The sequence below is a fragment of the Bacillus sp. FSL W8-0519 genome, from assembly GCF_038005585.1.
Lineage (GTDB): Bacteria > Bacillota > Bacilli > Bacillales > Bacillaceae_G > Bacillus_A > Bacillus_A paranthracis.
Genome location: NZ_JBBOTL010000001.1, coordinates 3,715,192 through 3,728,270, shown reverse-complemented (window position 1 = coordinate 3,728,270; position 13,079 = coordinate 3,715,192). Strand labels below are relative to the sequence as shown.

13 protein-coding genes are annotated in these 13,079 nt (G+C 38.2%); 10 read left to right on the top strand and 3 right to left on the bottom strand.

Going from position 1 to position 13,079, the window contains the following annotated elements; translation table 11 throughout:
- The first annotated feature begins 118 nt into the window (after positions 1-118).
- From pyrB to pyrE, 8 genes are read left to right on the top strand one after another with little or no spacing between them, the layout of a single operon-like run.
- On the top strand, positions 119-1,033 hold the full coding sequence (gene pyrB, locus NST14_RS19370) for an aspartate carbamoyltransferase (protein ID WP_000018849.1): 915 nt from the start codon (positions 119-121) through the stop codon (positions 1,031-1,033).
- A complete protein-coding gene (gene pyrC / locus NST14_RS19365) occupies positions 1,017-2,303 on the top strand; it encodes a dihydroorotase (RefSeq protein WP_229142894.1) in 1,287 nt (428 codons plus the stop codon). Before pyrB ends, pyrC begins: the two co-directional genes overlap by 17 nt.
- Positions 2,300-3,397, top strand: coding sequence for a carbamoyl phosphate synthase small subunit (locus tag NST14_RS19360; RefSeq protein WP_000828682.1), 1,098 nt, complete (start codon positions 2,300-2,302; stop codon positions 3,395-3,397). The genes pyrC and NST14_RS19360 overlap by 4 nt, the downstream gene beginning before the upstream one ends.
- Positions 3,382-6,600 (top strand): carbamoyl-phosphate synthase large subunit, encoded by a 3,219-nt coding sequence (carB, locus tag NST14_RS19355; RefSeq protein ID WP_048557651.1) that lies wholly within the window; start codon positions 3,382-3,384, stop codon positions 6,598-6,600. The genes NST14_RS19360 and carB overlap by 16 nt, the downstream gene beginning before the upstream one ends.
- Positions 6,597-7,376 carry a dihydroorotate oxidase B electron transfer subunit gene (gene pyrK / locus NST14_RS19350; RefSeq protein ID WP_000983352.1) on the top strand — a complete coding sequence of 260 codons (780 nt, stop codon included), beginning with the start codon at positions 6,597-6,599 and terminating at the stop codon, positions 7,374-7,376. The genes carB and pyrK overlap by 4 nt, the downstream gene beginning before the upstream one ends.
- Positions 7,373-8,302 (top strand): dihydroorotate oxidase B catalytic subunit, encoded by a 930-nt coding sequence (pyrD, locus tag NST14_RS19345; protein WP_001081057.1) that lies wholly within the window; start codon positions 7,373-7,375, stop codon positions 8,300-8,302. The genes pyrK and pyrD overlap by 4 nt, the downstream gene beginning before the upstream one ends.
- Entirely contained in the window at positions 8,287-9,003 is a 717-nt protein-coding gene (pyrF, locus tag NST14_RS19340) for an orotidine-5'-phosphate decarboxylase (RefSeq protein WP_000083496.1), read from the top strand. Before pyrD ends, pyrF begins: the two co-directional genes overlap by 16 nt.
- Positions 9,000-9,632, top strand: a complete 633-nt coding sequence (gene pyrE / locus NST14_RS19335; RefSeq protein ID WP_000711449.1) for an orotate phosphoribosyltransferase — start codon at positions 9,000-9,002, stop codon at positions 9,630-9,632. The genes pyrF and pyrE overlap by 4 nt, the downstream gene beginning before the upstream one ends.
- A gap of 115 nt (positions 9,633-9,747) precedes the next feature.
- Here the strand turns inward: pyrE and NST14_RS19330 are convergent, their stop codons facing one another.
- Complete coding sequence (locus NST14_RS19330) at positions 9,748-10,002, bottom strand: YbeF family protein (protein ID WP_001003915.1); 255 nt, start codon at positions 10,000-10,002, stop codon at positions 9,748-9,750.
- Positions 10,003-10,169: 167 nt separating this feature from the next.
- Entirely contained in the window at positions 10,170-11,555 is a 1,386-nt protein-coding gene (locus tag NST14_RS19325; protein WP_000537898.1) for a membrane protein, read from the bottom strand.
- A 165-nt stretch (positions 11,556-11,720) separates the two neighbouring features.
- On the opposite strand from NST14_RS19325, the gene NST14_RS19320 reads away from it, so the two are divergent.
- Together NST14_RS19320 and NST14_RS19315 are read left to right on the top strand one after the other, a co-directional pair.
- A complete protein-coding gene (locus tag NST14_RS19320; RefSeq protein WP_001226107.1) occupies positions 11,721-12,086 on the top strand; it encodes a YoqO family protein in 366 nt (121 codons plus the stop codon).
- A 15-nt stretch (positions 12,087-12,101) separates the two neighbouring features.
- Complete coding sequence (locus NST14_RS19315) at positions 12,102-12,470, top strand: YoqO family protein (protein WP_229142892.1); 369 nt, start codon at positions 12,102-12,104, stop codon at positions 12,468-12,470.
- Positions 12,471-12,499: 29 nt separating this feature from the next.
- On the opposite strand, the gene NST14_RS19310 is transcribed toward NST14_RS19315, so the two are convergent.
- Positions 12,500-13,024 (bottom strand): DinB family protein, encoded by a 525-nt coding sequence (locus NST14_RS19310; RefSeq protein WP_109630107.1) that lies wholly within the window; start codon positions 13,022-13,024, stop codon positions 12,500-12,502.
- Positions 13,025-13,079 lie beyond the last annotated feature (55 nt).

Sequence of the window (13,079 nt, the reverse complement as noted above, 5' to 3'; positions counted from 1 at the left end):
CGGAAAGGGTGGCTTCTTTCTTGCACCCTAGTCTCACATGACTAGGGTATTTTTATGCAAAGGTTGTTATAAAAATACAAAAGTGGTAACATAAAAATCAGAAAGATGAGGGATGACGATGAGCCATTTGTTAACGATGAGTGAATTATCGGAAGTAGAAATTTCAGAAATCCTAAAAGACGCAGAAGATTTTGCGAATGGAAAAGAGAGCAAAACGACAGAGCAAACTTTTGTTGCAAACTTGTTCTTTGAGAATAGTACGAGAACGAGATTTAGCTTTGAAGTTGCTGAGAAGAGATTAGGACTTGATGTTTTAAACTTTTCAGCGGATGCATCTAGCGTACAAAAAGGAGAAACTTTATACGATACGATAAGAACACTAGAATCAATCGGAACAAAAGCAGTGGTCATCCGCCATGAGCAAGATCGCTACTTCGATGAACTAAAAGATCAGGTGAATATCCCGATCTTAAACGCTGGAGATGGATGTGGAAACCACCCAACGCAGTGCCTACTCGACCTTCTTACAATTAAACAAGAGTTTGGAAGATTTGAAGGTTTGAAGATTGCGATAGTAGGAGATGTTCGTCATAGCCGAGTAGCACGTTCTAATGCAGAAGCATTAACGAAGCTAGGTGCAACAATTTACTTTGCAAGTCCAGAAGAGTGGAAAGATGAAGACAACACATTTGGAACATACAAACCATTAGATGAACTTGTTCCGGAAGTGGATGTAATGATGCTACTTCGTGTACAACATGAGCGTCATGATCATTATGAAACAGACATTATGAAAGAGTATCATGAGAAACACGGATTAACAGTAGAAAGAGAAAAGCGTATGAAAGAAGGAAGCATTATTATGCATCCAGCTCCTGTAAACCGAGATGTTGAAATTGCAAGTGAACTTGTTGAGTGTGAGCGTTCACGCATATTTAAACAAATGGAAAATGGAGTTTACGTAAGAATGGCTGTACTAAAACGCGCCTTACCAAATGTATTAGGAGGAATGAAACATGAATTATTTGTTTAAAAATGGTCGTTATATGAATGAAGAAGGAAAAATCGTAGCAACAGATCTTCTCGTACAAGACGGTAAAATCGCTAAGGTAGCAGAAAAAATTACGGCAGATAATGCTGAAGTAATCGATGTGAACGGAAAGTTAATCGCACCTGGATTAGTAGATGTACATGTACACCTTCGTGAACCAGGTGGTGAACATAAAGAAACAATTGAAACAGGTACACTAGCAGCGGCAAAAGGTGGATTCACTACAATTTGTGCAATGCCAAATACACGCCCAGTACCAGATTGTAGAGAACATATGGAAGACTTACAAAATCGTATTAAAGAAAAAGCGCATGTTAACGTATTACCATATGGAGCAATTACAGTACGTCAAGCGGGTTCTGAAATGACAGATTTCGAAACGTTAAAAGAACTTGGAGCATTTGCTTTCACTGATGACGGTGTAGGCGTACAAGATGCTAGCATGATGTTAGCTGCTATGAAACGTGCAGCGAAATTAAATATGGCAGTAGTTGCGCACTGTGAAGAGAATACTCTTATTAATAAAGGTTGTGTACATGAAGGGAAGTTTTCTGAGAAACACGGATTAAACGGTATCCCATCAGTATGTGAATCTGTACATATTGCAAGGGATATACTGCTTGCTGAAGCGGCAGATTGTCACTATCACGTATGTCATGTAAGTACGAAAGGATCTGTACGTGTAATACGTGATGCGAAACGCGCTGGAATTAAAGTAACAGCAGAAGTAACACCCCATCACTTAGTGTTATGTGAAGATGATATCCCATCAGCTGATCCTAACTTTAAAATGAACCCACCGCTTCGTGGAAAAGAGGATCATGCAGCATTAATTGAAGGTTTATTAGATGGAACAATCGATATGATTGCAACTGATCATGCACCGCATACAGCGGAAGAGAAAGCGCAAGGAATTGAAAGAGCACCGTTCGGAATTACTGGTTTTGAAACAGCATTCCCACTTCTATACACAAACCTTGTGAAAAAAGGAATTATTACATTAGAACAATTAATTCAATTCTTAACAGAAAAGCCAGCTGATACATTCGGCTTAGAAGCAGGTCGCCTGAAAGAAGGTAGAACAGCTGATATTACAATCATTGATTTAGAACAAGAAGAAGAGATTGATCCAACAACATTCTTATCAAAAGGAAAAAACACACCATTCGCAGGTTGGAAATGCCAAGGATGGCCGGTAATGACAATCGTTGGTGGTAAGATCGCATGGCAAAAGGAGAGTGCATTAGTATGAAAAGACAACTTATCTTAGAAGATGGAACAGTATTAATTGGAACAGGTTTCGGAGGAGAAATCGAAAAGTCAGGTGAGGTTGTATTTACAACAGGAATGACTGGATATCAAGAAACATTATCTGATCCATCATATTGCGGTCAAATTGTAACATTCACGTACCCATTAATCGGAAACTACGGCATCAACCGTGACGATTTTGAATCGATTCACCCATCTGTAAATGGTTTAATCGTAAACGAAATTTGTGATCACCCATCAAACTTCCGTAATGAAATTTCGTTAAATGACTACTTAAAAGAAAGAAACATTCCAGGATTAGCAGGAATTGATACGAGAAAATTAACGAGAAAAATTCGTCAATACGGTACATTACGCGGACGCCTTTGTAACATGGATGCAGATGTAGAATACATCGTAAGCCAATTAAAAGCGACAGTATTTACAGACCATGTAAAACGCGTATCAACGAAAGATCCATACCCAAGCCCAGGCCGCGGACATCGTGTTGTATTAGTAGACTTCGGTATGAAACATGGTATTTTAAGAGAATTAAATAAACGTGATTGTGATGTAATTGTAGTTCCTTACAACACGACAGCTGAAGAAATTTTACGCCTTAGTCCAGATGGAATTATGTTAAGTAACGGACCTGGGGATCCAAAAGATGTACCAGAAGCAATTGAAATGTTAAAAGACATTATCGGTAAAGTTCCTTTATTCGGAATTTGCCTAGGACACCAACTATTTGCTTTAGCATCTGGTGCGAATACAAGTAAGTTAAAATTCGGTCACCGTGGTTTAAACCATCCAGTAAAAAATCTTGCAACTGGAAAAGTAGCAATTACATCTCAAAACCATGGTTACGCAGTAGAAGAAGAATCAGTTGAAAATACAGAACTTGAAATTACACATGTTGCTTTAAATGATGGAACAGTAGAAGGTCTTCGTCATAAGAAGTTCCCAGCATTTACAGTTCAATACCATCCAGAAGCTTCAGCAGGACCAGAAGATGCAAATGATTTATTCGAAGATTTCTTAACAATGATTGAAAACTTCAAGAAAGAAGGGGAAGAGTTATGCCAAAACGCCTAGACATTAACACAATTTTAGTAATCGGATCAGGACCAATTGTAATTGGGCAAGCAGCGGAGTTTGACTACTCTGGAACACAAGCTTGTCAATCTCTTAAAGAGGAAGGTTACAAAGTAATCCTTGTTAACTCTAACCCAGCGACAATTATGACAGATACTGCAACTGCAGATAAAGTATACATTGAGCCTTTAACATTAGAATTCGTAAGCCGAATCATTCGTAAAGAACGTCCAGATGCAATCTTACCAACATTAGGCGGTCAAACAGGTTTAAACATGGCTGTTGAACTTGCAAAATCAGGCGTACTTGAAGAGTGCGGAGTTGAAATTTTAGGAACAAAATTATCAGCAATCGAGCAAGCGGAAGATCGTGATTTATTCCGTACATTAATGCAAGATTTAAATGAACCAACACCACCAAGTGAAATTATTCATAACCTTGATGAAGCATATGGCTTTGTAAACGAAATTGGTTATCCAGTAATCGTTCGTCCAGCATTCACATTAGGCGGAACGGGCGGCGGAATTTGTCATAACGAAGAAGAGTTAATTGAAATCGTAACAAGTGGTTTAAAACATAGCCCAGTAACACAATGTTTATTAGAGAAAAGTATTGCTGGCTGTAAAGAAATTGAATATGAAGTAATGCGTGATTCAAATGATAACGCGATTGTAGTATGTAACATGGAAAACATCGATCCAGTTGGTGTTCATACAGGTGATTCTATCGTTGTAGCACCGAGCCAAACGCTAAGCGACCGTGAATACCAAATGTTACGCAATACTTCATTACGAATTATTCGTGCACTAGGAATTGAAGGTGGATGTAACGTTCAGCTTGCACTAGATCCATATAGCTTCCAATACTATGTAATCGAAGTAAACCCACGTGTAAGTCGTTCATCTGCATTAGCATCTAAAGCAACTGGATATCCAATTGCGAAATTAGCAGCGAAAATTGCAGTCGGCTTAACATTAGATGAAATCGTAAACCCAGTAACACAAAAAACTTACGCTTGCTTCGAGCCAGCATTAGACTATGTTGTTTCAAAAATTCCACGCTGGCCATTTGATAAGTTTGAATCAGCGAACAGAACACTTGGAACGCAAATGAAAGCAACTGGTGAGGTTATGTCAATCGGACGTAACTTAGAAGAATCATTATTAAAAGCGGTTCGTTCTTTAGAGCTTGGCATTTATCACTTAGAATTAGACCACTTAAAAGAACTTGATAAAGAAACAATGAAAAAACGCATTATTAAAGCAGATGATGAGCGACTGTTTATCGTAGCAGAAGCAATTCGTCAAGGTGTAACGAAAGAAGAGATTAACGAATGGTGTGAAATGGACTTCTTCTTCTTACAAAAAGTTGAAAACATCGTAAATATGGAACGCGAAGTAAAAGCGAATGTAGGAAATATGGAAGTACTACAAACCGCAAAAGAAATGGGATTCAGCGATCACTACATCGCAGCAGCTTGGAACAAAACGGAGCGCGAAATTTACGATATGCGTAAAGAAAATAATATGACGCCAGTATTCAAAATGGTAGATACTTGTGCGGCAGAGTTTGAATCTGCAACACCGTATTACTACAGCACATACGCTGAGGAAAACGAATCAATTGTAACAGATCGTAAGAGTGTAGTAGTTCTAGGATCTGGTCCGATCCGCATTGGTCAAGGTGTTGAGTTTGACTATGCAACAGTTCACTCAGTATGGGCAATTAAAGAAGCTGGATATGAAGCGATTATCATTAACAATAACCCAGAAACTGTTTCAACAGACTTCAGTATTTCTGACAAATTATACTTTGAACCATTAACGATTGAAGATGTAATGCACATCATCGATTTAGAAAAACCAGAAGGTGTTATCGTTCAGTTCGGTGGACAAACGGCGATTAACTTAGCGGCAAAATTAGAAGAACATGGTGTGAAGATTTTAGGAACATCACTTGAAGACTTAGACCGTGCAGAAGATCGAGATAAATTCGAAGCTGCTTTAACAAAACTTGGTATCCCACAACCAGTTGGTAAAACAGCAACGACTGTAGAACAAGCGGTAGCAATCGCAGAAGAAATTGGTTACCCAGTATTAGTAAGACCATCTTACGTACTAGGTGGACGTGCGATGGAAATCGTATATCGTCAAGAAGAACTACTGCACTACATGAAAAATGCAGTTAAAGTTCACGCAGATCACCCAGTATTAATCGACCGTTACATGGTCGGTAAAGAAATTGAAGTAGATGCAATTTCAGACGGTGAGAATGTATTCATTCCAGGTATTATGGAACATATTGAACGCGCTGGAGTTCACTCTGGTGACTCAATTGGAGTATATCCACCACAAAGCTTATCTGAAAAATTAAAAGAACAAATTATTGAACATACAATTGCACTTGGAAAAGGATTAAACATTGTTGGATTACTAAATATCCAGTTTGTCGTATTCGAAGATCAAGTGTACGTAATTGAAGTAAATCCACGTGCGAGCCGTACAGTACCATTCTTAAGTAAAATTACAGGTGTACCAATGGCAAACGTTGCAACGAAAGTTATTCTAGGGCAAGACCTAGTAGAGCAAGGATACGGAACGGGCTATCATCCAGAAGAGAAAGAAGTGTATGTAAAAGCTCCGGTATTCTCATTCGCGAAATTACGCTCAGTGGATACAACATTAGGACCTGAAATGAAATCAACAGGGGAAGTAATGGGTAAAGATTTAACGCTTGAAAAAGCATTATACAAAGGTTTAGTTGCTTCTGGAATTAACATCCCAACGCACGGATCAGTAATCATTACTGTAGCGGATAAAGATAAAGAAGAGGCGATGGAAATTGCAAAACGTTTCCATGAAATCGGCTATAACTTATTAGCAACAGCTGGAACAGCAAAATCGTTAACAGAGCAAAATATCCCAGTACAAGTTGTAAACAAAATTGATTCTGAAGACTACAACTTACTAGATATTATCCGCCAAGGAAAAGCACAGTTTGTAATCAATACATTAACAAAAGGCAAACAACCAGCGCGTGATGGTTTCCGCATTCGCCGTGAATCAGTAGAAAATGGTGTAGCTTGCTTAACATCACTTGATACAACGAGAGCAATCTTACGAGTATTAGAATCTATGACATTCTCAGCTCATTCAATGAAAGAAATTACGCAAACAAAGCGTCACGAGGTGGTACATGCATGATGCAAAAGCAAAATATGATCGTCGTTAATCAAAAAGAAATCGCAAAGAACATTTACGAATTAGTGCTTCAAGGAACTTTAGTACAGCAAATGAACGAACCAGGGCAGTTTGTACACATTAAGGTAGCAGAGGGCATTGCGCCCCTTCTGCGCCGCCCAATTAGTATTTGTAATGTAGATCAAGAGAAGAACGAATTTACAATGCTATATCGTGCGGAAGGACAAGGAACAAAAACATTAGCCACTAAAAAACAAGGTGAAATGGTAGACGTACTAGGACCATTAGGGCACGGTTTTCCTGTAGAAGAAGCAGAAGCTGGTCAAACAGCTTTACTAGTAGGTGGGGGGATTGGTGTACCACCACTTTATGAATTATCACAGCGCCTCGTTGCAAAAGGTGTACGCGTAATTCACATCTTAGGTTTTCAAACGAAAGATGTTGTTTTCTATGAAGAAAAATTTGCAGAACTTGGTGATACGTACGTTGCGACAGTAGACGGTACACACGGTACAAAAGGATTTGTCACAGATGTAATTGATCATTACGGAATTGACTTTGATATTCTTTATTCATGTGGTCCGTTAGCGATGCTTCGTGCATTAGAAGGACGTTACAAAGAGAAAAAAGCCTATATTTCATTAGAAGAACGTATGGGCTGTGGTATTGGAGCTTGTTTCGCATGTGTATGCCACTTACAAGAAGATCCAAGTGGACATTCTTACAAGAAGGTGTGTAGCGACGGACCAGTATTTCCAATCGGGGAGGTTGTACTATGAACAGATTGCAAGTTGAATTACCAGGATTATCATTAAAAAATCCAATTATACCGGCATCTGGATGCTTTGGATTTGGTCGTGAATATGCACAGTTTTACGATTTAAGTGTACTAGGATCAATCATGATCAAAGCGACGACAGAACAACCACGCTATGGAAATCCGACGCCTCGTGTTGCTGAAACACCGGGTGGCATGTTAAATGCAATCGGACTTCAAAACCCAGGATTAGAAAAAGTAATGAATTCTGAATTACCATGGTTAGAACAATTTGACCTTCCAATCATTGCAAACGTTGCAGGTTCACAAGCTGAGGATTACGTAGCGGTTGCAAAGGAAATTTCTAAAGCGCCTAATGTCCATGCACTGGAATTAAATATTTCTTGTCCAAACGTAAAAACAGGTGGTATCGCCTTTGGTACAAATCCTGAAATTGCTGCTGATTTAACGAAGCGAGTAAAAGAGGTTTCTGAAGTACCTGTATATGTGAAGTTGTCACCGAACGTGGCAAACATTGTGGAAATTGCAAAAGCGATTGAAAATGCAGGTGCAGATGGTTTAACGATGATTAATACATTGCTTGGTATGCGTCTAGATTTAAAAACAGCTAAACCAATTTTAGCAAACCGTACAGGCGGATTATCAGGTCCTGCGATTAAGCCAGTAGCAATTCGTATGGTACATGAAGTAAGCCAAGCGGTTAACATTCCAATTATCGGAATGGGTGGTATTGAAACAGCGGAAGATGTAATTGAATTCTTCTACGCTGGCGCAAGCGCAGTTGCAGTTGGTACAGCGAACTTTATCGATCCGTTCGTATGTCCGACAATTATTGAAGAGTTACCAGCATTACTAGATGAATTAGGATTTGATCACATTTCGGAATGTCAAGGAAGGAGCTGGAAGCAAACATGTCACAGTCGTTAATCGTTGCACTAGATTTTCCGGGGAAACAAGATGTAGAACAATTCTTGCGCCACTTTGAAGGGGAAGAGTTATTTGTCAAAGTTGGTATGGAGTTATTTTACAAAGAAGGCCCTGCGATTATTACGTACTTAAAAGAAAAAGGGCATAAGATCTTTCTAGATTTAAAACTTCATGATATTCCAAATACGGTAAAAAGCGCTATGCGTAGCCTAGCTAGTCTAGATGTTGATATGGTAAATGTTCATGCTGCTGGGGGAAGCAGCATGATGAAAGCTGCGATTGAGGGATTAGAGGAAGGTAAGCAAGAAGGAAAAGAGAGACCGATTTGTATTGCAGTTACACAACTAACAAGCACTTCGGAAGCTATGATGAAAAAAGAGATCGGCATTGAGAAAACGTTAGAAGAAGCGGTTGCTCATTATGCAAAATTAACGAAAGAAAGTGGACTGGATGGCGTTGTTTGTTCAACGCTTGAAGTTCCAAAATTACGTGAAGTATGCGGAAATGAATTTGTAACAGTAACACCGGGGATTCGTCTTGCAAGCGATGATGTAAATGACCAGGTGCGCGTAGCAACACCGAAACGTGCGAGGGAACTTGGCTCAAGCTATATCGTAGTTGGACGTAGTATTACAAAAGCAGAAAATCCGCTTGAAGCGTATAAAACAGTAAAACAACAGTGGGAAGGTGTAACAGTATGAAAAAAGAAATCGCATCGCATTTATTAGAAATTGGAGCAGTATTTTTACAACCGAATGATCCATTCACATGGTCTTCAGGTATGAAATCACCAATTTATTGTGATAACCGTTTAACTTTATCTTATCCGAAAGTACGTCAAGCGATTGCAGCTGGATTAGAAGAGTTAATTAAAGAGCACTTCCCAACTGTAGAAGTTATTGCAGGAACAGCAACTGCTGGTATTGCGCACGCTGCATGGGTAAGTGATCGTATGGATTTACCAATGTGCTACGTACGTAGTAAAGCAAAAGGTCACGGTAAAGGGAATCAAATCGAAGGAAAAGCTGAAAAAGGTCAAAAAGTTGTAGTAGTAGAAGACTTAATTTCAACTGGCGGCAGTGCAATTACATGTGTAGAAGCACTTCGCGAAGCTGGCTGTGAAGTATTAGGAATCGTATCAATCTTCACATACGAGCTAGAAGCAGGAAAAGAAAAGTTAGAAGCAGCGAACGTAGCATCATATTCTTTAAGTGATTACAGTGCATTAACTGAAGTTGCAGCAGAAAAAGGTATGATCGGACAAGCTGAAACGAAAAAATTACAAGAGTGGCGTAAAAATCCAGCTAACGAAGCTTGGATCACAGCGTAACACGAAAAAAGACGACTGCGGGGGAACGCAGTCGTTTTTTTATATTATTGTTAAAACTTCATGTGAAGTTCCATCAATATCAAAGAAAATCATATTCCTGTCTCCTTGCTAACAACTATTTAGCGTTTTCAGCAACCTCATATCCTTTCACAAACAATAGCGTCATATAAGAAACAATAAATGAGAAGATGCTGTACATGCCAACCCAAAAGAAAAATTTTGGAGTAAAGGCGATAACACCTATTATTAAAAAACTAGCAAACGTTACAATCGGCATTACGTAATACGTTTTCGTTTTGCGTGTTCCAATAACAGATACGATAAAGATAAATAACGGACAAATTAATAAGACGAAAATCAATTCATTCATAGGTATGTCCCCTTTTCTAATTGCAGTAATCTGTTTCTTATAAACGTTTTGAAATAATTACTCTCCTAATATAATTTCGCTAAGTAATAACGAATCCCTTTTGAAAACTGATCATTCATGATGAATTTTACAAGCAAAAAACGTAAGCAAGAGAACACTTGCTTACGCTATAGAATAAACATCGCAACGATCGTGGTGACAATTAAGCCAATCATAACTGGTAAAAAGTTTCGACGTGCAAGTTCAAATGGATCGACTTTACAAATCGCAGCGGCAGGAATAAGTGCCCAAGGAATCAACGTCCCGCCCCCGGTCCATATAGCTGCAATTTGCCCGAGTGCTGTTAATGTAGCTGTTCCATGGCCAAGTGCTGTTCCGAAAAGATTGGCAATGGAACCAGCAAGTGATATACCTGAAAAACCTGATCCATCTAAGCCGGTAATGACACCAACGATAGTTAATGTCCCTGCCGATACATATTGATTTAAAGGAACAGTTTGAGATAAAGCGATGCCTAAGTCGTTAATGATTCCGTGTGAACCTTTCGGTAAATAGTCCCCGATAATTTTCACAAAGCCACTATCTCCTAAATAAAAGAGTGCAGCGATAGGAATAACTGGTCCGAAAATTTTAAAGCCAAATTGGAGCCCTTCTATAAAGTAATCGGTCGTTTTATTCAGTCCATTACCTTTGTAGGCGATGAGAGAAATGATGATAATCATAATAACAGTTGTTCCGCCGATAAGTGCAGTTGCGTCGCTTCCTTGTAGTTTAAATTGAATCATGCAAAGGATATCGATGGCATATACGATCGGAATACAAATAGCGAGCCATTTTTTTGTCCGAGTAGATAATGAAGTGAGCGTTTTAGAAGACGCAGTTGATGAAATAGACTCTTGTATAGATAAGCCTGTATGAAATTCTTTTCGTAAGAAGAAAAAAGCGACGGAAGTTGTCACAATGCCCATAACGATAACGAGTGGAACACTTGCAGAAACAACGCTAGAAACAGGAAGACCAGCAGCGTCTGCGGTTAATTTTGGTGCGCCTTGTATAACGAAGTCGCCGGATAAAGCAATCCCATGACCGAACAAGTTCATAGCAATCGCGACTCCAATTGGAGGAAGACCGACGCGTACAGCAACTGGTAATAAAATAGCTCCCATTAAGGCAACAGCTGGAGAAGGCCAAAAGAAGAAAGAAATTGTCATCATCAAAAGACCGATAATCCAGTAGGCGAGGGTAGGGGTACGAATCATCTTTGTAAATGGTGAAATCATTGTATCATTTATGCCAGTATGAACGAGTAAATTGCTCATGGATACGATAATGGAAATGATTAATATAGTTGGTAATAGCTCAGTAATAGCGTAAATAAAACTTTGAAAAATGCCGCTAACGGCAAGAGGGATAGAACTTGTAGCAGTTAATGCTAATAAAAAGATGAAAACGATACAAATAATCGTCGTATCCTTTCGGAAAATAAAAAAGGTAATAATGGTGAGTAAACAAATAACATAGAGAGCGTGTAATAGCGTTAATTCAACTCCCATAACATTCACATCCTTTAGGCATTCGTGTAGTTTATTGTATGAAAGCAGTGAAAGTATGTGAGTATAGGAAACCGAAAAACCAAAATTTCATGTACCGTAGTGGTAAGGTTGAAAAATGGATGTTAAAATACAATTAATCCTAAAAATGGAATTAAAGGAGGGCTTATGCGCAAAATAATTGGGTTTTGGGGCTTTATTCTCTCTTGTAGTCTATTAATCATTTTAAATTTGTTTACAAGCAATGAATGGATCAGTATTATACCTGTTTTTGGGTTTGTACTTATACTTTTATATAACTGGGATGATATGAAACAATATAGCAAGAAAAGTATTGGAATTATGATAGGTATCATCGTTGTTTGTTCATTATTCGTAGGAGTTATTTTAATAGAGGGTCAGAAACAAATGGAGAAAATGTCTATTTTTCAAGAATGGATGTCGTCTGCAAAAAGTCTTTATATTGTAATTGTAGTAGTTATTTTTCTAAGAATTGTTATAAGCATAGCAAGTTACATATTAAAGGAGAAGTAGAATGGGGGAGTACGAATGAGAGAGAAAATAGGTTATTATGGTGTGCTCGTTTGTTTACTATTATCAGTTATTTTAGGGCAATTTTTTAAAAGTGAATGGGTACCAGTTATATTATGTATAGGAGTATTGATTTTTGCTCCTATGTATCGCTGGGACGAGTGGAAAGTATACAGTCGAAAAAAGAAAATTGTTTTCAGCATCGAGTTTGGTATTATAATTAGCGTGATTCCATTTTTGTTACTGAAGGGAAATGAAATAATAGATGGAAATGTAATGTTTCAAGGATGGTTATTTTTTGCGAAATTGTTATATTTAATATGCATTTTAATAGTGGTAGCGCTAGTCGTTAAAAAAGTAAATGAAAAGCTATTCGCTAACGAATAGAAAAAGCCACCAAATAAGGTGGCTTTTTCTCATTTTATTGAATGAGCTTTTTGCATCTTCTTAATTAAACGAATTTGTCCGCGATGATTGATTTCATCTTCAAATACGTGAAACCACTTAAAATAGTTATTTGCTTGTTTGTCATACCAAAAGTCTGTCGTTTTAAACAGCCATTCATCAGGTAACGATTGGAATGTTTCAATTGTTTTGGAACGTACTTCTTGTAATGTATTGATATAAAATTCTATAGAGTTTCCTTTTATTTTCTCTCGCCCAAGATCTCCTAACTCAATAGCAGGTAACCAACGTTCTAATTCAGCTTCCGTTGGTTCACGGTCTTCAAAAGTATGAATCTGGTAGTAAAATTCAACAGCAGCCATGTGATATAATAGCATGCCGATTGAATTTGCTTCCTCATCATATAAATAATCAAGTTCTTCCATTGTTAAATCTTCCACCGCTTGCATTGTTGTATAGCGAGCGTAATTCATCATGGAAACTAGTTTGGAAAATTCAGGATGTAAACTATCGATTTTATCTATTACAAAGTTCAATTACAATTCCCCCTCTTGAAACGAATACTCCAGAGAAGGAATTCTATGTGCAGAG